At 67.9% G+C, this 22,191-nt stretch carries 22 protein-coding genes; 11 read left to right on the top strand and 11 right to left on the bottom strand.

What is annotated here, in order from left to right; genetic code table 11:
* Positions 1-70: 70 nt before the first annotated feature.
* Entirely contained in the window at positions 71-2,014 is a 1,944-nt protein-coding gene (locus VFQ84_RS05260) for a S9 family peptidase (RefSeq protein ID WP_325129941.1), read from the top strand.
* Positions 2,015-2,303: 289 nt separating this feature from the next.
* On the opposite strand, the gene cyoE is transcribed toward VFQ84_RS05260, so the two are convergent.
* From cyoE to VFQ84_RS05240, 4 genes are read right to left on the bottom strand one after another with little or no spacing between them, the layout of a single operon-like run.
* Entirely contained in the window at positions 2,304-3,263 is a 960-nt protein-coding gene (cyoE, locus tag VFQ84_RS05255) for a heme o synthase (RefSeq protein ID WP_325129938.1), read from the bottom strand.
* A complete protein-coding gene (locus VFQ84_RS05250) occupies positions 3,260-4,411 on the bottom strand; it encodes a COX15/CtaA family protein (protein ID WP_325129936.1) in 1,152 nt (383 codons plus the stop codon). Before VFQ84_RS05250 ends, cyoE begins: the two co-directional genes overlap by 4 nt.
* 7 nt (positions 4,412-4,418) lie before the next feature.
* Positions 4,419-4,970 carry a hypothetical protein gene (locus VFQ84_RS05245; RefSeq protein WP_325129934.1) on the bottom strand — a complete coding sequence of 184 codons (552 nt, stop codon included), beginning with the start codon at positions 4,968-4,970 and terminating at the stop codon, positions 4,419-4,421.
* Positions 4,967-5,671, bottom strand: a complete 705-nt coding sequence (locus VFQ84_RS05240) for an SURF1 family protein (RefSeq protein ID WP_325129932.1) — start codon at positions 5,669-5,671, stop codon at positions 4,967-4,969. The genes VFQ84_RS05245 and VFQ84_RS05240 overlap by 4 nt, the downstream gene beginning before the upstream one ends.
* A 57-nt stretch (positions 5,672-5,728) precedes the next feature.
* Between VFQ84_RS05240 and VFQ84_RS05235 the strand changes: the two genes are divergently transcribed.
* A complete protein-coding gene (locus VFQ84_RS05235; RefSeq protein WP_325129930.1) occupies positions 5,729-5,935 on the top strand; it encodes a twin transmembrane helix small protein in 207 nt (68 codons plus the stop codon).
* A 136-nt stretch (positions 5,936-6,071) separates the two neighbouring features.
* Here VFQ84_RS05235 and VFQ84_RS05230 read toward each other — a convergent pair whose 3' ends face one another.
* The 6 genes from VFQ84_RS05230 to VFQ84_RS05205 are packed head-to-tail and all read right to left on the bottom strand — an operon-like array spanning position 6,072 to position 10,805.
* On the bottom strand, positions 6,072-6,947 hold the full coding sequence (locus VFQ84_RS05230; RefSeq protein WP_325129928.1) for a cytochrome c oxidase subunit 3: 876 nt from the start codon (positions 6,945-6,947) through the stop codon (positions 6,072-6,074).
* A gap of 32 nt (positions 6,948-6,979) precedes the next feature.
* Entirely contained in the window at positions 6,980-7,585 is a 606-nt protein-coding gene (locus VFQ84_RS05225) for a cytochrome c oxidase assembly protein (protein WP_325129926.1), read from the bottom strand.
* Positions 7,582-7,710 (bottom strand): hypothetical protein, encoded by a 129-nt coding sequence (locus VFQ84_RS05220; protein ID WP_325129923.1) that lies wholly within the window; start codon positions 7,708-7,710, stop codon positions 7,582-7,584. Before VFQ84_RS05220 ends, VFQ84_RS05225 begins: the two co-directional genes overlap by 4 nt.
* 27 nt (positions 7,711-7,737) lie before the next feature.
* On the bottom strand, positions 7,738-9,366 hold the full coding sequence (ctaD, locus tag VFQ84_RS05215) for a cytochrome c oxidase subunit I (RefSeq protein ID WP_325129921.1): 1,629 nt from the start codon (positions 9,364-9,366) through the stop codon (positions 7,738-7,740).
* A 26-nt stretch (positions 9,367-9,392) separates the two neighbouring features.
* The gene (gene coxB / locus VFQ84_RS05210; protein ID WP_325129919.1) at positions 9,393-10,280 is read right to left on the bottom strand and encodes a cytochrome c oxidase subunit II; all 888 of its coding nucleotides are present in this window, start codon (positions 10,278-10,280) and stop codon (positions 9,393-9,395) included.
* An 18-nt stretch (positions 10,281-10,298) separates the two neighbouring features.
* Positions 10,299-10,805 (bottom strand): DUF2244 domain-containing protein, encoded by a 507-nt coding sequence (locus VFQ84_RS05205; protein WP_325129917.1) that lies wholly within the window; start codon positions 10,803-10,805, stop codon positions 10,299-10,301.
* Between the two features lie 183 nt (positions 10,806-10,988).
* On the opposite strand from VFQ84_RS05205, the gene putA reads away from it, so the two are divergent.
* The 6 genes from putA (at position 10,989) to VFQ84_RS05175 (ending at position 18,398) form a co-directional block, all read left to right on the top strand.
* Positions 10,989-14,195, top strand: coding sequence for a bifunctional proline dehydrogenase/L-glutamate gamma-semialdehyde dehydrogenase PutA (gene putA / locus VFQ84_RS05200; protein WP_325129915.1), 3,207 nt, complete (start codon positions 10,989-10,991; stop codon positions 14,193-14,195).
* Between the two features lie 119 nt (positions 14,196-14,314).
* A complete protein-coding gene (locus tag VFQ84_RS05195; protein ID WP_325129913.1) occupies positions 14,315-15,922 on the top strand; it encodes an ExeA family protein in 1,608 nt (535 codons plus the stop codon).
* On the top strand, positions 15,922-16,773 hold the full coding sequence (locus VFQ84_RS05190; protein ID WP_325129912.1) for a general secretion pathway protein GspB: 852 nt from the start codon (positions 15,922-15,924) through the stop codon (positions 16,771-16,773). The genes VFQ84_RS05195 and VFQ84_RS05190 overlap by 1 nt, the downstream gene beginning before the upstream one ends.
* A 6-nt stretch (positions 16,774-16,779) precedes the next feature.
* On the top strand, positions 16,780-17,460 hold the full coding sequence (locus VFQ84_RS05185) for a rhomboid family intramembrane serine protease (protein ID WP_325129910.1): 681 nt from the start codon (positions 16,780-16,782) through the stop codon (positions 17,458-17,460).
* A 35-nt stretch (positions 17,461-17,495) separates the two neighbouring features.
* A complete protein-coding gene (locus tag VFQ84_RS05180) occupies positions 17,496-17,819 on the top strand; it encodes a DUF1820 family protein (RefSeq protein ID WP_325129908.1) in 324 nt (107 codons plus the stop codon).
* Positions 17,820-17,999: 180 nt separating this feature from the next.
* Entirely contained in the window at positions 18,000-18,398 is a 399-nt protein-coding gene (locus tag VFQ84_RS05175) for a hypothetical protein (RefSeq protein WP_325129906.1), read from the top strand.
* A 12-nt stretch (positions 18,399-18,410) separates the two neighbouring features.
* On the opposite strand, the gene VFQ84_RS05170 is transcribed toward VFQ84_RS05175, so the two are convergent.
* On the bottom strand, positions 18,411-19,361 hold the full coding sequence (locus VFQ84_RS05170) for an integron integrase (protein ID WP_325129967.1): 951 nt from the start codon (positions 19,359-19,361) through the stop codon (positions 18,411-18,413).
* A 262-nt stretch (positions 19,362-19,623) separates the two neighbouring features.
* Here VFQ84_RS05170 and VFQ84_RS13925 point away from each other — a divergent pair, with 262 nt between their 5' ends.
* The 3 genes from VFQ84_RS13925 (at position 19,624) to VFQ84_RS05160 (ending at position 20,859) form a co-directional block, all read left to right on the top strand.
* Entirely contained in the window at positions 19,624-20,034 is a 411-nt protein-coding gene (locus VFQ84_RS13925) for a DUF6188 family protein (protein WP_414637002.1), read from the top strand.
* A 72-nt stretch (positions 20,035-20,106) separates the two neighbouring features.
* A complete protein-coding gene (locus tag VFQ84_RS05165) occupies positions 20,107-20,532 on the top strand; it encodes a hypothetical protein (RefSeq protein ID WP_325129904.1) in 426 nt (141 codons plus the stop codon).
* A 3-nt stretch (positions 20,533-20,535) separates the two neighbouring features.
* Positions 20,536-20,859 (top strand): hypothetical protein, encoded by a 324-nt coding sequence (locus VFQ84_RS05160; protein WP_325129902.1) that lies wholly within the window; start codon positions 20,536-20,538, stop codon positions 20,857-20,859.
* Positions 20,860-22,191: the final 1,332 nt, after the last annotated feature.

The following is a 22,191-nucleotide window of genomic DNA, read 5'->3' as shown; positions in this document are numbered from 1 at the left end:
GAAGGCGCTCCTACAGGGGGGATGGCTGGGATATCCTCGGGGTTCATTCCTGCCCGGGGGGGCTTTTGCGATGCGTCTTTCACCTTGGATCCTGTCGCTGGCGCTGGTCGCGCCGGCGTTCGCCGCGACGCCGCCGGCGGTGGTGCGCGAAGAAGTCGGCAACCGCGTCAGCGAGAACGTGCCGGCGGTGCCGGCCGAGCTGGTCGAGCGCCTGAACCGCTACCAGAACACGCGCGGCGCCAGCTTCAGCGGCTGGCTGCCCGACGGCAGCCTGGTGATCAGCACGCGCTTCGGCGAAACCAGCCAGGCCCACCGCGTGCGCATGCCGATGGGCGCGCGCGAGCAGCTCACCTTCTACCCGGAGCCGATCAATGCGGTCAGCCCGGCGCCCGGCGCCAACGGCTTCGTGTTCGGCAAGGACATCGGCGGCTCCGAGTTCTGGCAGCTGCACTGGTTCGACCTCGACACCCGCGCGGTGACCCTGCTCACCGACGGCAAGCGCAGCCAGAACTCCAGCCCGCTGTGGTCGGACGACGGCAAGCAGCTGGCCTGGTCCAGCACCGCGCGCAACGGCACCGACTACGACCTCTGGATCCGCGACATGGCCACCGGCGAAGCGCGCATGGTGCTCAGCGAAGGCGGCCTGTGGAGCGCCACCGGCTTCTCGCCGGACGGCGGCAAGCTGCTGGTGACGCGCTACGTCTCGATCAACGAGTCCTATCCGGGCGAACTGGACCTGGCCACCGGCCAGCTCGAGATGTTCCCGGTCGACGGCGGGCGCGCGGCGTTCGGTGGCTTCCAGTACGCGCCGGACGGCAAGGGCGTGTACTTCATCTCCGACGAAGAGCGCCCGTTCCGCACCCTGCGCTTCCACGACCCCGACAGCGGCCGCACCGAGCTGCTCAGCGGCGACATCCCCTGGGACGTCGAGGACTTCGACATCAGCCCGGACGGCCAGCACCTGGCCTTCTCCACCAACGAGGACGGCATCGGCAAGCTGCACGTCATCACCCTGCCCGGCCACGCGCCCGTGGCGCTCCCGGCGCTGCCGGTCGGCGTGATCGGCAGCTTCGGGTTCTCGCCCGACGGCCAGCGCCTGGCGGTGACGCTCAACACGGCCACCTCGCCCAGCGACGTGCACGTGATCGAACTGGCCGACCAGCGCCTGGTGCAGTGGACGGCCAGCGAAGTCGGCGGCCTGGACGTGGCGCGCTTCCGCGCCCCGACCCTGGTGCGCTACGAAACCTTCGACACGGTCGACGGCCAGCCGCGCACCATCCCCGCCTTCTACTACCGCCCGGCCGGCGACGGTCCGTTCCCGGTGGTGATCAACATCCACGGCGGCCCGGAGTCGCAGTCGGTGCCGAGCTTCAACCCGACCATCCAGTTCATGCTCCAGGAGCTGAAGGTGGCGGTGCTGGTGCCGAACGTGCGCGGCTCGGCCGGCTACGGCAAGGACTACCTGCAGCTCGACAACGGCATGCTGCGCGAGGACTCGGTCAAGGACATCGGCGCCCTGCTCGACTGGATCGCCCAACAGCCCGAGCTCGACGCCAATCGCGTCGGCGTTTCCGGCGGCAGCTACGGCGGCTACATGGTCCTGGCCAGCATGACCCACTACAACGAGCGCATCCGCGCCGGCGTCGACGTGGTCGGCATCTCCGACTTCGGCACCTTCCTCACGAACACCGAGAGCTATCGCCGGGACCTGCGCCGGGCCGAGTACGGCGACGAGCGGATCCCGGAGATGAAGGCCTTCCACGACCGCATCGCGCCGCTCAACAACGCCCACAAGATCACCCGTCCGCTGTTCGTGGCCCAGGGCCTGAACGACCCGCGGGTGCCGTGGACCGAAGCCGAGCAGATCGTGAAGGCCGTCCGCGGCAACGGCGGCGATGTCTGGTACCTGCTCTACAAGGACGAGGGCCATGGCTTCCGCAAGAAGTCGAACGCCGACTACTTTGGTGCCGCTACTGTCCTCTTCTGGCAGCAGCACCTCATCAATGCCGATTGAGTCTTGGGGCGCGCGTCGGAGGGCGCGCGCCTTGGGCTTGGTGGGAGAAAGAGCGTCTTAACGCGGATAAGATCTGATGAACACGGATAAGAGCGGATAGAGCGAAGCTGGAATTTGGCTTTGGTCAGTCCGCCCATCCCGCGACAATCCGATTAAAAAGGGGTCAGAGTGCATATCTGTTTTAAACGGATATGCACTCTGACCCCTTTTTTTTCCATGTTCTTCTTGGCTTTATCGGCTCTTATCCGTGTTCATCAGATTTGATCCGTGTCCAAGGCTTCCAGCACCCTCACCCCGCCGCGGGCACGAACTCGAGGGCGGGGGTGGCGAGGGCCGGGGGCAGGAGCCAGTGGTCGGCGAGGAGGAAGGCGAAGAGGGCCATCAGGTAGACGATGGAGTAGTTGAAGACCTTCATCGCGTAGAGCTCGCCCGGCGGGTTGAGCAGGCGGATGGCGTAGAACAGGAACACGCCGCCCAGCACCAGCGCACCGCCCAGGTAGAACACGCCGGCCATCTTCGTGGCCCAGGGCAGCACCGTCACCACCAGCAGCAGCACCGTGTAGAACAGGATCTGCCAGCGCGTGTAGGTGACGCCGTACACCACCGGCAGCATCGGGATCAGGGCCTTGGCGTAGTCGTCGCGGCGGAAGATCGCCAGCGCCCAGAAATGCGGCGGGGTCCAGACGTAGATGATCAGGACCAGCAGCAGCGCGTGGTCGTAGTGCAGCGGCGCGCCGGCCAGGCCCAGGAAGGTCGTGCCCGCGGGCCAGCCCTTGACGGCCGCCCAGCCCAGCAGCGGCGGCGCCGCCCCGGCGAGGCCACCGATGACGATGTTCTGCGGCGTGGCGCGCTTGAGCCAGCCGGTGTAGACGATGGCGTAACCAATCAGCGAGGCGAAGGTCAGGACCGCCGTGAAGGCATTCACCCACCAGGCCAGCAGGCCCATCGACAGCGCGCCCAGCACGATGGCAAAGGCCAGCACCTGCATCGGCCGCAGCGAGCCCGTGGCGAGCGGGCGATGCTGGGTGCGCGCCATCAGCACGTCGATGCGCTGGTCGAGCAGGTGGTTGATGGCCGCCGCCGAGGCCGCCGCCAGCCAGATGCCGATCGCGCCGAGCACGATCCGCGCCCAGGGCCAGGCCTCGCCCGGCTCGATCGCCAGGAACATGCCGATGATCGCGGTGAACACGATCAGGGCCACCACGCGCGGCTTGGTCAGCTCCCAGTAGGCGGCGAAAGGCGTGCTCACTCCGGCGCCCGCAGCCTGGCCAGCAGGCCCACCACGGTGAACAGCAGCAGGGCGGCGCCGGCGTTGTGCGCGGTGGCGACCCACAGCGGCAGGCCCAGCATCACGTTGCTGATGCCCAGCGCGACCTGCGCCGACAGCAGCACCAGCAGCACCGCGCCCCAGAACACCAGGCCCGGCGTGCGCACCATCCGGAGGCCGACCACCAGCAGGTGGCCGACGACCAGCAGCGCCATCATGCGATGGCTCATCTGGATGGCCACGCGCGCGGCGCCGTCCAGCACGCCGCCTTCATAGTCCACGCCGATGCCGCGCCAGAGCACGAAGGCCTCGGCGTAGTCCTGCTGCGGCCACCACTGGCCCAGGCAGGTCGGGAAATCGGTGCCGCAGGCGAGCGCCGCGTAGTTGGCGCTGGTCCAGCCACCGAGCGCGATCTGCACGACCAGCAGGCCCAGGCCGATCCACAGCAGGCGGCGCAGGCGCGGCGCTTCCGCCAGCACCAGCGCGCTGCCGGGCGTGGTCTTGAAGGCCAGCCAGGTCAGCATCGACATCGTCAGCAGGCCACCGAGCAGGTGCGCCATCACGATCACCGGCTTCACCAGCCAGATCACGGTCCACATGCCCAGCACGGCCTGGAAAATGATGACGCCCAGCAGCAGGCTGGAGAAGCGCGCGGCGTCGGTGTTCGAGCCGCGCAGCGCGTGCGCCAGCAGGATCAGCTCGGCGACGATGAACAGCGCCACCGACAGCACGTGGTTCGAGGCGAACTGGCCCTCGATGCCGGTGTAGATCGGGATCGACAAGGCCACCAGGGACGCGGCCGCCAGCACGCTGGCGATGCCCAGCCGGTGCCGGCGGGCCGCCAGCAGGGCCAGCGCGAAGACCAGGATGCCCAGCAAGGCAGCGATATGGCGATGGAACTGCTCGCGCCAGGCCTTGCTGACCTCGACCATGCGCTCGAAGCTTTCGTTGGCGCTGGCGATCTCGTGGTCCTGCGTCGGCCAGGTGGCCTTGCCGTAGCAGGTCGGCCAGTCGGGGCAGCTCAGGCCGGCGTTGGACAGGCGGACGAAGCCGCCGAACACGATGACGCACAGGGCCAGCAGCACGGCGGCCCAGGCGAGGCGATGGTAGTGGCGATGGGGGCTGTTCATGGGGGTCCTACTTCAACACACGTCCGAGATCCTTGCGCAGGCCCGACGGGTTGAAGCCCGGGGCGTAGCGAAGGACGAGATAGCCATTGGGGTCGGCCAGGTAGACCGGCAGCGCGTCGGCGCGGGCCTGGTCGGGAAGGCGCGCCTGCAGGTCGGCGCTGGGCTGCATGGCCACCAGCCCGCTGAACTCCGGCTCATCGGCGGGCAGGTCGCCGAACCACAGCACCTTGAGCTTGTCGGCGTGACGGCCCTCCGAGTACCAGACCCGGTGCAGGGCATTGATCATCTGCGCGCAGGGCTCGCCGCAGTCGGCGGGCGGCGCCACCACGATGTGCCAGTGGCGCTCGGCCGGCTGCCAATCCCAGGCCTGGCCGTCGGCGCGGACCAGGGACAGGTCGCGCAGGTCCGGGTACGGCGACAGCATCTCGCCGATGTTGCGGGTCACGCCAGGCTTCCAGCCGCTGAAGAACAGCGCGGCGGCGACGCCGAAGCTGCCCAGGAACATGGCGGCGACCAGCAGCAGCGAGATCCGCGATCGGGTTTGGTGGGAAACGGTCATGGGCGTCGGCGCAGGTTGAGGAGGATCAGGATGACGAGGGTGGCCGCGGCCAGCCCGAACCACTGGAGGGCGTAGCCGCGGTGTTTCTCGGGCGGCAGGGTGTTGCCCAGCAGCACCAGGTCGCGTTCGTGGCCAAGCGGTACCGCAGGATCCAGCCGCAGCACCCGGTCCGCCAGTGCCGGCGCGGACGACCAGGCGGCGCTGACCTCGGCCGGATCGAGCCGGGTCGCCAGCCAGGCGCCGTCCTGCTCGACCAGGCCCGGGCCCAGCCGCAGCCCGACCGAGGGCGGCGCCACCAGCAGGCCCGCCAGTGCGTGTTCGCCTATTGGGCAGTCCACCGCCGGCAGCCGACGGTCCGGCGCCACCGGCAACCAGCCCAGGTCGACCAGCAGCGGGGTGTCGGCGCCCACCGGCAGGGCCGCGCAGTAAAGCCGCATGCCCACCTGTTGGCCACGGCGCTGATTATCGAGCCACAGGCGCGGCGTTGCCGTGAAGCGGGCGGTGCCGGCGACCTTGTCGATGGCCGTGGCCGGACCGGCCAGTCGCGCCGCCAGGTCCTGCGGCGGCGCCGCCAGCGCGGCGTCGGCGGCGGCCAGCTGCTCGCGCTTGCCGGCCTCGCGGGACAGCTGCCAGCGGCCCAACTGCACGAAGCCGATGGCAAGGCATACGCCAAGAACGCTCAGGACCAGGCGCCGGTTCACGTCTTGTCGGCCCCGCGGGCGGATAATGCGGACTTTCCAAGACACCGGGCGGTCGTCGTGCAGAAACTCCTCATCATCGCTTTCCTGATCGTGATCCTCTGGAACCTGGGCGCAGGCCTGTATTACATGATGGTCGACAAGGGCAAGACCGACCGCACGGTGAAGTCGCTCAGCTGGCGCATCGGCCTGTCGGTGACGCTGATCCTGCTGGTGGTGGCCGGCATCCTGTCCGGCTTCATCAAGCCGCACGGCATCGGCGGCTGAGGCGGAAAAAGAAGGGCCGGCGATGGCCGGCCCGTCGTGTGTTTTCTGTCCGTCCGACCTTTTCTGTAGGAGCGCCTTCAGGCGCGAAGCTTTTGGCGAAGGGCTTCGCGCCTGAAGGCGTTCCTACATCGAGCCGTCAGAGGACGTAGACGAAGAGGAACAGGCCCAGCCAGACCACGTCCACGAAGTGCCAGTACCAGGCCACGGCCTCGAAGGCGAAGTGGTGGTCCTTGCTGAAGTGGCCCTTGAGGCAGCGCAGCCACATGATCGCCAGCATCAGCGTGCCCAGGAACACGTGCATGCCGTGGAAGCCGGTGAGCATGAAGAAGGTCGAGCCGTAGATGCCCGAGCCCATCGTCAGGTTCAGCTCGTGGTAGGCGTGGATGTATTCCTCGGCCTGGTAGAACAGGAACAGCGAACCCAGCAGCACGGTGGCGCCCAGCCACACCAGCAGCGACGTGCGCTGGCCGGCCTTGAGCGCGTGGTGCGCGATGGTGATGGTGACGCCGGACGCGAGCAGGATCAGGGTGTTGATCAGCGGCAGGCCCCAGGCCGGGATGGTCTGGAAGCTGCCACCCAGCTCGGCCGGGCCCGAGGACGGCCAGCCGGCGACGAAGCCTTCCCACAGGAACTGGTTGGTCAGCGCGCCGTCACCCTCGCCCGACAGCCACGGCAGCGCGAACTGGCGGGCGTAGAACAGGGCGCCGAAGAAGGCCGCGAAGAACATCACTTCCGAGAAGATGAACCACATCATGCCCATGCGGAACGAGGCGTCGACCTTCTCGTTGTACTTGCCCGCCAGCGACTCGCTGATGACGTTGCCGAACCAGCCGAACAGCACCGCCAGCGTGGACACCAGGCCGATGAAGAACACCGGCTCGCCCCAGGCCTGGCCGTTGAGCCAGTTGGCGACGCCGATCATGGTGGTGAACAGCGTGATCGAGCCGACGAAGGGCCACGGGCTGTGGTGCGGAACGTAGTAGATGTTCGGATCGTCGTGGGTCTGTGCCATGGGATTCCCCGGTATTCCTGTAAGGCGTTCGATCAGGGCGCGCTGCGGGCGGTGGACGGCGCGCTGCCGCCCTCCGCCGCCAGGCGCGCCGTGGCCGGCTCGTTGCTGAAGAAAGTGTAGGACAAGGTGATGGTGCTGACGTGCGCCGGCAGGTCGGGGTCGACCACGAAGCGCACCGGCATCAGGCGCTCCTCGCCGGCCTGGAGCATCTGCTCGGTGAAGCAGAAGCACTCGGTCTTGTTGAAATACGTGGACGCGGTGGACGGCGCCACCGACGGCGCGGCGTTGCCGACGATGGCGTGGTCGGAGGTGTTGCGGGCGATGTAGTTGGCCTCGTACGAGCGGCCCGGGTGCACCTGCATGCTCAGCACCTGCGGCTTGAAGGCCCAGGGCAGCTTGGAGTTGACCGTGCCGTCGAACTCGACCGTGATCGTGCGCGACTCGTCCACCGCCAGGCCGGCCACGTGCTGTTCGCCGGCCGGACCCTGCTCGAGCTTGATGCCGAAGACCTTCTCGCAGGCGATCTGGTACAGCGGCACCATCGAGAACGCGCCGACGAAGGACAGCGCCGAGACCAGCGCGATGGTGCGCAGGCTGGACTGGATCGAGGGTCGGGACGCGGTCTCGTGTTCGCTCATGGCAGCATCACCGACAGCAGGAAGGCGGCGTAGATCCCGACCGCGACCAGGCCGATCGCCCACGCGGTCAGGCGCACGCCGCGGCGGCGCTTTTCCTGGGCGGACTTCTCGGTGGGCTGGGTCATGGCGGTCGGGATCTCAGGCAGGCGACGTCAGTGGGTGATGTCGCCGTGGGCCAGGTCGCCGTCCTTGATGACCGGCGGCACGGTGAAGGTGTGGTGCGGCGCCGGCGAGGCGACCGTCCACTCCAGGCCCTTGGCGCCTTCCCACGAACGCGCCTCGGCCTTGACGCCACCGCGGGCGGCCTTCCAGACGATGTAGGCGAACAGCAGCTGGCTCAGGCCGAAGCCGAAGCCACCGATGCTCGACCACTGGTTGAAGTCGGCGAAGGCCACGTTGTAGTCCGGGACGCGGCGCTGCATGCCGGCCAGGCCCAGGAAGTGCTGCGGGAAGAACAGCAGGTTCACGAAGAACGTGGACAGCCAGAAGTGCCACTTGCCCAGGGTCTCGTTGTACATGTGGCCGGTCCACTTCGGCAGCCAGTAGTACACGCCGGCCATGATGCCGAACACGGCGCCGGTCACCAGCACGTAGTGGAAGTGGGCCACCACGAAGTAGGTGTCGTGGTACTGGAAGTCGGCCGGGACGATGGCCAGCATCAGGCCCGAGAAGCCGCCGATGGTGAACATGATGACGAAGCCGAGCGCGAACAGCATCGGCGTCTCGAAGGTCATCGAGCCGCGCCACATGGTGGTGGCCCAGTTGAACACCTTCACGCCGGTCGGGATGGCGATCAGCATCGTGGCGTACATGAAGTACAGCTCGCCGCCGAGCGGCATGCCCACGGTGAACATGTGGTGGGCCCAGACGATGAACGACAGGAAGGCGATGGACGCGGTGGCGTACACCATGGCCTGGTAACCGAACAGCGGCTTGCGGGCGAAGGTCGGGATGATCTCCGACACGATGCCGAAGGCCGGCAGGATCATGATGTAGACCTCGGGGTGGCCGAAGAACCAGAAGATGTGCTGGTACATCACCGGGTCACCGCCGCCGGCGGCGTTGAAGAAGCTGGTGTCGAAGAACTTGTCGGTCAGCAGCATCGTGACCGCGCCGGCCAGGACCGGCATCACGGCGATCAGCAGGAAGGCGGTGATCAGCCAGGTCCACACGAACACCGGCATCTTCAGCAGGTCCACGCCCGGGGCGCGCATGTTGAGGATGGTGGCGATGATGTTGATCGCACCCATGATCGAGCTGATGCCCATCAGGTGGATGGCGAAGATGGTGAACGCCGTGCTGGAGCCGCCCTGCAGCGACAGCGGCGGGTACAGGGTCCAGCCGCCGGCCGGGGCGCCGCCGCCGATGCCCAGGAAGTACAGGAACAGCGGCATCAGCAGCAGGGTGAAGGCGAACGGCATGATCCAGAAGGACCAGTTGTTCATGCGCGGCAGGGCCATGTCGGGCGCGCCGATCATCAGCGGGATCATCCAGTTGGCCAGGCCCACGAAAGCGGGCATGACGGCACCGAAGATCATCACCAGCGCGTGCATGGTGGTCATCTGGTTGAAGAACTCCGGCTCGACCAGCTGCAGGCCGGGCTGGAAGAGTTCGGCGCGGATGACGAGCGCCATCGAACCGCCGATGAAGAACATCACCAGCGAGAACACCAGGTACAGGGTACCGATGTCCTTGTGGTTGGTGGAGTAGAACCAGCGCTGGAAGAAGCTCTGCTTGTGCTCGCCGTGGTGGTCGGCGTGGGCAGCGTCAGTGTGTGCCATGGTCTTTTGCCTCTCTCGGGTTCTGCTCAGCCCTCGCCGCCCGCGTCAGCGGGGGCGGTGGCGGCGATGCGGGCGGCTTCGGCGAGGTCGCCGGCCTTCTGGGCGGCCAGCCAGGCCTCGTACTCGGGGCGCGGGACGGCCTTGACCACGATCGGCATGAAGCCGTGGTCCTTGCCGCACAGCTCCGCGCAGACGCCGCGATAGGTGCCCGGCTCGCGGATGTTGGTCCAGGCCTCGTTGATGATTCCCGGGATCGCGTCCTGCTTCCAGCCCAGGGCCGGCACCCACCAGGCGTGGATGACGTCGTCGGCGGTGACCACGAAGCGGATCTTGGTGTCGGTCGGCAGCACCAGCACGCGGTCGACCTCGCGCAGGTAGTGCGGCGCGGTCTCGGCGGTCGGACGCTCGCCGCTCTGGCGGATGCGGTCGGACTCGCGGTCGAGGCGCGAGATGAAGTTCACGTCCTCGCCGACGATCTCGTAGCGCCACATCCACTGGTAGCCGGTGACCTTGACGGTCATCTCGTGGCCCTTGGTCTCGTACTGCTCCATCACCTTGACGGTGGCGGGCACGGCCATGAACACCAGGATCACGACCGGGACGATGGTCCAGATCAGCTCGAGCTTGGTCGAGTGGGTGAAGCCGGTGTCGGGCACCGCACCCTTGGACTTGCGGAACTTGAACATCGCGTAGCCCATCGCGCCGAACACGATCAGGCCGATGCCGATGCAGATGTACAGCATCAGCATGTGCATCTCGTAGGCGTTCTCGGCCGTACGGGTCACGCCCGGGGTCATGTTGAGCTGCCACCTGGCGGGCTCGAGGCTGGCCCAGGCCACGGAGCTGGCCAGGCCGGCCGCGAGGCCGACGAGGATCCGGGTGACCCCGGACCGGGTGGCGCGCGCTGCTTTCATCGCTGCATTCATCCGAACTTACCCCAACGTATGATTTTCGTTCCGGCGGCGGCCCGAGGCCGACGCCAGTAAATCTTCCAACTGCCTGGCGAGATCGCGGCGCTCCTCGTGCGAGAGGAAAGCCCCGACCTCCACCTGCCGGCCCTGCGAGCCCAGCAAAACCCGTTCCCGGCCGGTGTCGCCATCGACCGACAGCCGCACCCAGTACGGATGCGCCTGGAAGGCCGGCGCGGCCTGCGCCGAGCGACGGACCTCGAGGGTGCGCTCGTCGAGCGCGATTTCCTCGAACCGATCGCCCTGGCGCCACACCCATCGCAACACCGCCGCGATGAAGGCCGCGTCCAGCAGCGCGAACGCCGGGGCGAACACGTTGCCCTGGACGAAGGCATAGCCCGCCACCAGGAACGTGGCCAGGGACAAGGCCACGAACAGCCCGGCGAACTGGCCCGCACTCAGCGCGCGCCTCGGGCGGAGCACCAAACGGGCTCCGGGACCTGACGGCAGCGCTGCGACGAGCTCGATCACGCGGGTTGCCTGCGACCAGCCTCGGGAAAACTCGCGAATTTTACCGGCCCGCGCGCAGGCCCGGCAAGCCAATTCGGCCCCGGGGCCGCCAGCTTCGTGAAGGCTGCCCGCTTCCGCACCCCCCGCCGGGGCACTAGAATCCGCGTTCTCGCGCAGACCCGCGCTGCCCCACCCCGGACCCCCGTGACCCCGATCCTGAGCCCTGAACTGCCCGGCACGCCGTCGGAACTGCGCGCCCGGATCACCGCCGCCTTCCACCGGGACGAGGCCGGCCACCTGGCCGGGCTGCTCGACGAGGCCCGGCTGCCGGCCGCCGAACAGGCCCGGGTGCAGGCCACGGCCGTGGCCCTGGTGCAGCGCACCCGCGTGCGGGCCGCCGATCCGGGCATGGTCGAGGCCTTCATGCGCCAGTACGACCTGTCCAGCGAGGAGGGCGTGCTGCTGATGTGCGTGGCCGAGGCCCTGCTGCGCATACCCGACCGCGCCACCGCCGACAAGCTGATCCGCGACAAGCTGGGCGACGCCGACTGGGACCGCCACGTGGGCCAGTCCAGCTCGGTGCTGGTGAATGCCTCGACCTGGGGCCTGATGCTGACCGGCCGCATGGTCAACCTGGCCGACGAGACCCGCCGTAACGCCATCGGCGCCTTCCGCCGCCTGGTGGGCCGGGCCGGCGAGCCGGCCATCCGCCTGGCCGTGCGCCAGGCGATGCGGATCATGGGCCACCAGTTCGTCATGGGCCGCACGATTGCCGAGGCGCTGGAGCGCAGCCGCAAGGGTGAACAGGCCAAGTACCTGTATTCGTTCGATATGTTGGGCGAGGCCGCGTTCACGCAGGCCGATGCCGACCGCTATTTCAAGGCCTACCGCGACGCCATCGGCGCCATCGGCGCCGGCGGCCCCTACCCCGACGTGTTCGCGGCGCCGTCCATTTCGGTGAAGCTCTCGGCCCTGCACCCGCGCTACGAGCTGGCCAAGCGCGCCCGCGTGCAGGCCGAACTGACGCCCCGGGTGCTGGAGCTGGCCCGGCTGGCCAAGGCCCACGGCATCGGCTTCACCATCGACGCCGAGGAGTCCGAGCGGCTGGAGCTGAGCCTGGACGTGATCGGCGGCGCCTTCGCCGACGCCTCGCTGGACGGCTGGGAGGGCTACGGCTTGGCCGTGCAGGCCTACCAGAAGCGCGCGCCGTTCGTGATCGACTACCTGGCCGACCTGGCCCGCCGGACCGGCCGCCGCATGCCGATGCGCCTGGTCAAGGGCGCGTACTGGGACAGCGAGGTCAAGAAGGCACAGGCGGAAGGCTATGCCGGGTATCCGGTGTTCACGCGCAAGGCGAATACCGACGTGAGTTACCTGGCGTGCGCGCGGCGGATGCTGGCGGCGTCGGATGCGATTTATCCGATGTTTGCGACGCATAACGCGCAGACGATTGCGGCTATCCATCATTACGCTAATAGCGTGCCCTCTCCCCAACCCCTCTCCCCCGAGGGGAGAGGGGCTCAGGGCGCGGTGCGGTTTGAGTTCCAGAAGCTGCATGGGATGGGGGACGACCTGTATGCCGAGGTGATCCCGGCGGACAAGCTGGGCGTGCCCTGCCGCGTGTACGCGCCGGTGGGCTCGCACGAGGACCTGCTGCCCTACCTGGTGCGGCGCCTGCTCGAGAACGGCGCCAACTCCAGCTTCGTCAACCGCATCGCCGACGAGTCGCTGCCGCCCGAGGACCTGGTCGCCGACCCGGTGGCCCAGGTGGACGCGCTCGCCAGCAAGCCGCACCCGCGCATTCCCGCGCCGATCGATCTCTACCGCTCGCAGGGCGAAGACAGGAACAATTCCATGGGCGCCAATCTCGCCAACGACGACACCCTGGCCGCGCTGGCCAGCCAGATCAACGCCGCGGTGAAGCCCTGGTCGGCGACGCCGCTGGTGCCGGGCGCCAGCGCCGCGGGCGCCGCCAACGCGGTGACCAACCCGGCCGACCGCCGCGAGAAGATCGGCCAGTGGACCGGCGCCGATGCCGCCACGGTCGAAAAGGCCCTGGCCAATGCCGTCGCCGCCCAGGACGGCTGGGACCGCCTGCCGGCCGCCAGCCGCGCCACCATCCTCGAGCACGCCGCCGACCTGATGGAGCAGCGCATGCCCGAGTTCCTGGCGCTGTGCGTCAAGGAAGCCGGCAAGTCGATGTCGGCCTCGGTGGCGGAAGTGCGCGAGGCGGTGGACTTCCTGCGCTACTACGCGCTGCAGGCGCGCAAGCTGTTCGGCGCGCCGGAAACGCTGCCGGGTCCGACCGGTGAATCCAACGAGCTGTGGCTGCACGGCCGCGGCGTGTTCGTCTGCATCAGCCCCTGGAACTTCCCGCTGGCGATCTACGTCGGCCAGGTCGCCGCGGCGCTGGCCGCAGGCAACAGCGTGATCGCCAAGCCGGCCGAGCAGACCACGCTCACCGCCTTCGTCGCGACCCAGCTGATGCACGAGGCCGGCGTGCCCAAGGACGTGCTGCAGTTCGTGCCGGGCGACGGCGCCACCGTCGGCGCCGCCCTGACCCGGGACGCGCGCGTGGCGGGCGTCTGCTTCACCGGTTCGACCGAGACCGCCTGGGCGATCAACCGCGCGCTGGCGGCGCGCAACGCCTCGATCGCCGCCTTGATCGCCGAGACCGGCGGCCAGAACGCGCTGATCGCCGACTCCTCGGCCCTGCCCGAGCAGCTGGTGAAGGACGCGATGGCCTCGGCCTTCGACTCCGCCGGCCAGCGCTGCTCGGCGGCGCGCGTGCTGTTCGTGCAGGCCGACATCGCCGACAAGGTCATCCACATGCTGTCGGGCGCCATGGACGAACTGGTGGTCGGCGACCCGGCGCTGCTGAGCACCGACGTGGGCCCGGTGATCGACGAGGACGCCCGCAAGATCCTGGCCGACCACGCCGAGCGCATGGACCGCGAGGCGAAGTTGATCAAGGCGGTCGCGCTGCCCGAGGCCACCGCGCACGGCAGCTTCTTCGCGCCGCGGGCCTACGAACTCAAGTCGCTGTCGCAGCTCACCCGCGAAGTGTTCGGCCCGGTGCTGCACGTGATCCGCTACGAAGCGAGCGAACTGGACGCGGTGCTGGCGGCGATCAACGCCACCGGCTACGGCCTGACCCTGGGCATCCACTCGCGCATCGACTCGACCATCGAGAAGATCTCGCGCACGGTGAAGGTGGGCAACTGCTACGTGAACCGCAACCAGATCGGCGCGGTGGTCGGCGTGCAGCCCTTCGGCGGCGAAGGCCTGAGCGGCACCGGCCCCAAGGCCGGCGGCCCGCACTACCTGCTGCGCTTCGCCTCCGAGCGCACCCTGACGGTGAACACCACCGCGGCCGGCGGCAACGCCTCCCTCCTCACCCTCGACGAATAGCCCCCCTGTAGGAGCGCCTTCAGGCGCGAAGCTTCTCGCCGAAAAGCTTCGCGCCTGAAGGCGCTCCTACACGGGGAGGGTTGTGGCAGGCTAGGCGTTCCTTCCCCCGGCGAGGCGCCATGTACCTCGAGCACTACGGCCTGGCCGAGCCGCCGTTCTCGATCACCCCGGATCCGCGCTTCGTGTACCTGAGCGAGCGCCACCGGGACGCGCTGGCGCACCTGCTGTTCGGCATCGGCCAGGGCGGCGGCGGCGGCTTCGTGCAGCTGACCGGCGAAGTCGGCACCGGCAAGACGACGCTCTGCCGCCTGCTGCTGGAGCAGCTGCCCGAGAACACCCGCGTCGCGCTGGTGCTGAACCCGCGCCTGAGCCCGGTCGAACTGCTGGAAACCATCTGCGAGGAACTGCGCATCCCGCTCGACGGCCGCCGCGGCAGCCTCAAGGCGCTGGTGGATGCGCTCAACGCCTACCTGCTGCAGGCCTACGCCGACGGCCTGCGCGTGGTGCTGATCATCGACGAAGCGCAGAACCTGAGCGTCGAGGCGCTCGAGCAGGTGCGCCTGCTGACCAACCTCGAAACCGACACCCAGAAACTGCTGCAGATCGTACTGCTGGGCCAGCCCGAGCTGCGCGAACTGCTGGCGCGCGAGGACCTGCGCCAGCTGGCCCAGCGCATCACCGCCCGCTTCCACCTGACGCCGCTGGACGCCGGCGAGATCGACCACTACCTGCGCCACCGATTCGCGGTGGCGGGCGGCCAGCGCTTTCCGTTCACCAAGCTGGCGGTGAAGCGCATCCACCAGCATTCGGGCGGCGTGCCGCGGCTGGCGAACATCATCGCCGAGCGGGCGCTGCTGGCCGGCTACGCGCACGATGAAGCGCAGATCGGCGAACGCTGGGTCGACCGCGCCGCGCGCGAGGCCCTGGCGCCGCGGCTGTCCCGGCTGCCGCGACCGGACGCGGCGCACGTGGTGGGCGCGGCGATCGTGCTGGCGGCGCTGGCCTTCTGGCTCTGGCCCGAGCGTCCGGCGCCGGCGCCGATCGCCGCGCCGGCGGCCGCACCGGCCGTGGCGGTGGTCGAGGACGTGGTGCCCTACCTGCCCGGGGACGCGCTGGGCCAACGCATCGCGCTGGCCGGCGACGGCGCCCAGCCCGCCTGGCGCCAGCTGCTGGGCCTGTGGACCGTGCGCGCGCAGGAAGCCGCGGTGGCCGACGCCAGCCGCTGCCCGCCGGTGATCGCGCCCGGGATCTACTGCCTGCGCGGCCGCGCCAGCCTGGACAAACTGGCCGCCCTGGGCCGGCCCGCGCTGCTGCGCCTGGACGGTCCCGACGGCGAGGCCTGGGCGCTGCTGCTGGGTGCCGACGGCCTGCGCGTGCGGCTGTGGCTGGGCGGCGGCCGGTTCGACACCGATCGCCTGGCGCTGGAGCGGCATTGGCGCGGCGACTACGTGTCGGTGTGGCGCGGCCCCGGCTTCCTGTCGCCACCGCCCGGCCCCGGCGACAGCGGCCCGGCGGTGGACTGGATCCACGACCGCCTGCGCGACCGCGCCGGCCTGGCGGATGCCGATGCTGGTCCCGCGGTGTTCGATGCCGCCAGCGTGGCCGCGGTGCGCCGGCTGCAGACCGCGCACGGCCTGGCCGCGGATGGCGTGGTCGGGCCCGAGACCCTGCTGGCGCTGGGGTCGGGCGATGGCGACGGGCCGCGGCTGCGGCGGGCGCTGGACTGATGTCGCTGATCCTCGAAGCCCTGCGCAAGTCGGAGGCCGAGCGGCAGCGCGGGCGGGCGCCCGGGCTGTTCGTCGAGCAGGTCGCGACGCGCCCGTCGGCGCGCCCGAAGGCGCCGGGCTGGGCGTGGGGGCTGGGCGTGGGGTTCGTGGTGCTGGCGCTGGTGTTCGGCTGGCGCGAGTGGTCGCGGCTGGGCGCGGCGGACGATGGCAGCGTCGATGCCGCGGGCGCGTCAGTGGATGGACGGGACGCCGCATCACGCGACGCGATGGCCTCGTCCGGCGGGACGGCGGAGCCGGACGCCTCGGCTGGCGCGGTTTCCGGCGCCTTGCCCGACGTCGCGCCCGGTTCGCGTCCGCCGCCCGGCGGCTCGCCGGCGACTGTCGCGCCGGACGCGCCTGCGTCCGCGCGCGCCACGAATGCCGAGACCGCAGCCATCGCCGCGATGCCGCCCGGCCCGGCCGCGGAATCGCCGAAGCCCACGACCCCGTTCACGATGACCGCCCCCGGCACGGGCGGCGCGACGCCGCCCCGGGCCGATGCCGCGATGCCGACGTTGGCGCCCTCGACTGCGGTGTCCACGTCGGTGCCCTCGCCCGCGCCGCCCGCGCCCCGCGAAGAATCGCTGCCGACCCTGGCCAGCCTCGACGCCGGCACCCGCGCCAGCCTGCCACCGCTGAAACTCAGCATGCACGTGTACGCCGACGTGCCCGCGCAGCGCTTCGTCATCCTCGATGGCCAACGCCTGGGCGAAGGCGCCAGCCCCGCCGCCGGCATCGTGCTGGAGGAAATCCGTCGCGATGGCTTGGTACTCTCGGTGAACGGCCAGCGCCTGCTGCTGGCGCGACCCTAGGACACCATGGTCTTCGTACACCTCCCGAAACGACGCAAGCCGCAGTGGCGCTGGGCCACCCCGCTGCTGGCCGCGCTGATGGTGGCGGCCTTCATCTGGATCGCCCTGCTGCCCGACGACGCCGCGTGGCGCAACACGCTGCTGCGCTGGGGCACGCTGTCGGGCAGCGTCACCGAATGGGGCGCCGCGCTGCGCGACGAGCGCCTGCTGACCCTGATCAGCGCGCTGTTCATCCACCTCGGGCCGGTGCACCTGGTGGGCAACCTGCTGTTCCTGTTCACCTTCGGCTTCCCGGCCGAGCGCAGCCTGGGGCCCTGGCGTTTCCTGCTGTTGTTCCTGGCCGGCGGCGCGCTCGCGAACCTGGCAGCGGCCCTGCTGATGGGCACGCCGGCGCGCGCGATCATCGGCGCCAGCGGCGGCGTGTCGGCGGTGATCGGTGCCTACCTGGCCCTGTTCCCCAGCGCCCGCCTGGGCGTGGTGGTGCCGCTGGGCGTGTGGCTGGAATTCATCAAGGTGCCGGCGGCGCTGCTGATCGGCCTGTGGGCGGCACTGCAGCTGGTCTTCACCTTCGTCGGCCCCAGCTTCGGCGCCGTGGCGTGGTGGGCGCACCTGGCGGGCTTCGTGGTCGGCTTCCTGTATGCGCTGGTGCTCAAGCCGATGCTGGCCCGGCGCTCACGCGGCGGCTGATCCCGGCATCACCGGCTTGGCATAGAATCCGGCCCATGACGACCCGCATCCTCTACAAGATCACCTTCCTCAACGCCGGCAAGATCTACGAGCTGTACGCGCGCCGCGTGGCCGCCAGTTCGCTGTGGGGCTTCACCGAGGTCGCCGACCTGGTGTTCGACGTCAACGAAGGCCTCGTGGTGGACCCCACCGAGGAGCGCCTGCGCGACGAATTCGCCCACACCCGCGTGCTGCACCTGCCGATGCAGAGCGTGGTGCGGGTGGAGGAAGTGGACCGCAAGGGCCAGCTCAGCATCCGCGACGCCGGCACCGGCGAGAAAGTGGTCACCCCCTTCCCGATGCCGGCCAAGCCGCGCTGAGGCGCGAGTTTCCCCCAGGAGCGTTCCGTATGAAACTGCCTTGTTTGGCCGCCGCGATCGCGGGGCCGGTGGTGCCGGCGGCGGGAGCGAGGCGCTGATGGAGCGCTGCGTGTCCGGCAATCGATTGAGGGCGTTCGCATCCGCAGGCTGCCTGCCCGGGCCAACCGGGATCACGGCGGGATGATCGAAGTCGCGGCCCTGGGCGTGATCGTGCTGGCCGCGACCTACCTGCTGGCGCTGGGCACCCTTGCGCTGATCTTGCCAGCCAGGGTCCGGACCTTCTTGCTGGCGCATGCCTCCACGCCGTTCCTGCACGGCCTTGAGCTGGCCCTGCGCCTGCTGGTCGGCGTGGCGCTGTTGGCGCGGGCGCCAAGCCTGCCCTGGCCCCCGGTGTTCGCCAGGGCCGGCTGGCTGCTGGTGCTCACGACGGGGGTGCTGGCCCTGGTTCCTTGGCGTTGGCACCAGCGCTTCGCGAGCCGCACCGTGCCCGTGGCGCTCCGCGCCCTGCCGCTGATCGGGATTTCTGCCGCGCTGATGGGGGCCGGCCTGCTCTACGCCGCCCTATTCTGGCGCACCTGACGCCCGTCGGCGTCACCGCGATCGATCCAACGGACTGAGCACGCCGCTGCCGCCGCGATTGAGGACGTGGGTGTAGATCTGGGTGGTGGCGACATCCTTGTGCCCCAGCAACTCCTGGATGGTGCGGATGTCGTAGCCGGCCTCCAGCAGGTGCGTGGCAAAACTGTGTCGCAAGGTATGCGCGCTGACCGGCTTGGCGAGACCGATACGGCGTGCCGCCTGCTTCATGCCGCGCGAGAGCACCTGGTCGTCAAGATGATGCCGGCGCTCGACGCCATCGCGTGGATCCCGCGACCGGCGCTCGGACGGGAAAAGGTACTGCCAGCCCGGTTCGGAGGCGGCGTTCGGGTACTTGCGTGCCAGCGCGTGCGGCAGCCATACCCGACCGAAGCCTTCGCGCAGGTCGGCTGCGTGCAGCGCCTGCACCCGCCCGATCTCGCGCTGCAGCGGCTGCACCAGCGAGGCCGGCAGCACCGTGCGGCGATCACGCGCACCCTTGCCTTCGCGAATGGTCAGCTCGCCGCAGCCAAAATCTACGTCCTTGACCCGCAGCCGCAAACACTCCATCAGCCGCATGCCGCTGCCGTAGACCAGGCTGGCCATCAGCCAGGCCCGGCCCTCCATCGCCGCCAACAGCGAACGCACCTCATCCACCGAAAGCACCGTTGGCACCCTGACCGGACGCTTGGCACGCACCACCTTCTCCATCCAGGGAAGGTCGCTGCCCAACACCTCCCGATACAGGAACAGCAGCGCCGCCAGCGCCTGGTTCTGGGTACTGGGCGAAACCCCACCGCGGAGCGCCAGCATCGAGAGGAAGGCCTCGACCTCCCGCCCACCCAGCTCGCGCGGATGGCGGCGATGGTTGGCCAGGATGAACCGCTTGATCCAGTCGACGTAAGCCTTCTCGGTACGAAGGCTGTAATGGCGAACCCGGATACAGCGCCGAACTTCGTCCAACAGCCGCGGAGCGCGCCCACTGGCCGCGACCCTGCCACCCTCGCCAGCCGCCGGAGCCGCGCCATCAACACCCGCGCCGCCGCTCCGATAACCTGCTATCCGTCGTTTCCGCTCCATAACGCCGGATACTGCCGCACCAACAGAGACACACCCATCGGACAAACCACTGATCGGACGTAGGATTCCGCTTGACCCAGGCCACGCAAGCGAACAACCATACGGAAAACCGCCCCTTGCGAGGGGTCTAATAGGTGTTAGGCGGCTCATGGAGAGTTCTTGGACCGATCAGCTTCTCAATCGCTCAGTGGAGTCAGTTGATCGCTGGGAAGCACTTCCCTGCGTGGTCAAGCTATCTGGCGGCTACTCAGTTCAGATTGAAGGCCTGTGGCGCCTCCTGGTAGATGGGGCCTTGACGCGGACCAGAGAAGACGAAGGACAAGTCTTTGGACACAGAGATCCCGTCAATGCCATGTCTGAGCTGTCCGAGCACCTGATCGGGTGCAGACTGGCGTCCGTCGAAGTGGCCCCGGGAACTGCAGATTTGATACTTGGCTTCGGAAACCGGGAGTTGCACGTAGTCTCAACGTCAGCTGGATATGAGGCTTGGCAAGTCGAGGGCCCACAGGGCACAGTTGCCGTAGGTCAAGGCGGCGGCAGTGTGGCAGTTTGGGGCTGAGCCGCCTAACCCATCATTCAAGCCGACGTGCCTCCGGCACGCGGCTTAACTCAAGGTGTTAGGCCACAACGCATGAATGCACGCGGCTGGATAGCACTTGTCAACTTTGGACTGTTCGTCGTCCCAGCCGTGCTAGCCGTGTATGCCGCTTGGTTCGATGCCAGGGGCATAGGGGATGGCATCTACACGGCGGTCCATGCGTTGAGTGGAGCGCGCGACCCAAGTTCCGGCGACTCCTTGGTAAGCGTCGGCCGGTTCTTTTCTGCATGGTGGTGGTTTATCGCGATTGCCATGATCGGTGTCAGCACCCTGTCTGCAACCTGTCTGGTGGCCACCGATCCACATGCCTCCATATCCGCAAAAGCGATCTGGATGCTTTCGTTCTTCCTCATTGGCATGACGGTTCCGGTCTATTGCATGTTGCAGGTCGGCGGCAGGCCTAACCAGCCATTCAAGCCGACGCCTTCGGCGCGGCTGAACCAAGGTGTTAGGCCCTAATCGGTGGATCGAGACACCTACATCGAGCTGATGACTTTTCCGGCGGAATGGACCGAATGGGAAATGCTGCCTTTTGAGTCCATTCGGCAGATGGTCGAGACGTATGAACCGGGAATGGAGAACGCGTCGGAGCATGATAGACAAGGTGCCTTTCAGTGGTGGCTCAAAGGGGAGCCGACCGCTGCTCAGCTCGTCACGCTCGCTCGGTTGTCCTGGCTAGACCCGGACGAAGGGATGGGCGGCTATGTTCGAGAATGTATTGCCCAACGGCCGGACTTGTCCGCAAACGTGGCAGAGGCTCTCGCTTCGCCTTACCATCGGGCCTAACTAATCATTCAAGGCGACGCCTTCGGCGCGGCTTAACTAGGGCGTTAACCATCATGAATCCTTTGCTGCGAAGCGGCCTTGTTTCACTAGTCACTGGCCTCCTCTTTGTTACTGGCCTAGGCCTAGGATTCGCAGTCCTCCATTACATTCCCTGGCCGTCGAGCAAACCCAGCCCAGCGATGATGGAAAGTAGCTACAAGAATTATCCACCCGACTTGATGATAAAGGACCATGCTCGGATTATCGAATCTCCGGACTTCCTCGTTCGCGGGACCCTGGTCAATCGTGGCACCGGAACTTGGTACGCGCCAACAATTGAACTCACCGTTCTTGCGGGAGGCGTCAAGATGAATAGTTGCTCACTCAATTTGGACGCCTGGCTCCTTCCTGGCGATGAGCATCCGTTCACAATGCTTTGCAGGGGCGTGGCTGGAGGAGATCTGCCAGAGTTTGTTGCGTATGAGCTGGTCGTCCGATCGGCAACTGGTGGCTAACCAATCATTCAAGCCGACGCCTTCGGTGCGGCTTAAATCAAGGCGTTAGACCGACAAGGGGCGCGCTATGGAAGTGCTAAAACCAATTGCGATGGCATTAGCCTGCCTGGGTATTCTATTGGGTGTTTTTTTGCTACTCGCGGCCTGGTTCGCTCCCAGGATGCTCGCTACCCCCTTCATGAGATGGATGACAACGGGGCGCAGGCTTACCCCGACTCGGGATAACCAGACGCTGATTGCGATTTGGTCGATCCTCCTCGGCACTTACATATTACTGTCCGTTTCAGGTCATGCAATTCTCAGCCTGTCGGTGTTCGTGGTTTGGCTGCCATTTGGCGTGGTGGTAATCAAGCGCACGTTCTGGCCCAACAGCAGAGCCTAGCCAATCATTCAATCCGACGTCGCTCCGCGACCCGGCTTGACGCAGGTGCCAGCCGTCAATGAGAGTTACGAAATCCCTTCTGGCGTTTCTGTTTGCGACCGGCTGCGCCAGTTGCGACTCAATCTCCAACACCCAGGTATCGATTGACAGTCCGACCGCAATGGGAATGGACTGTGCTGTAGATGCGCTGCGGGAAAATGGCTTGATGATCAAGGATGCCGAGGGCCGTGAGGGCTCTGATGTCGTAGTACATGCGGGAGCCAGCTATATGGGGCTTCACGCCCGGGAAGACGGATACGACATCTACATATCAAAGGTAGGTACGCCGAATACATGTGCCGAGCTTGAGCAGTTTGCTCCACACATGAGACGGGCCGTTAAAGCAATTTCTGCAAATTGTTCCGGGACAACACCGCCGACCACCATGATCGAGCTTCCCAGAACAGATTGCGGGAT

Origin of the sequence: Arenimonas sp. (assembly GCF_035721105.1) — a bacterium.
Classification (GTDB): Bacteria; Pseudomonadota; Gammaproteobacteria; order Xanthomonadales; family Xanthomonadaceae; genus Arenimonas.
Note: the sequence above shows the minus strand (reverse complement) of the source record. Positions and strands in the feature narration are given on the sequence as shown.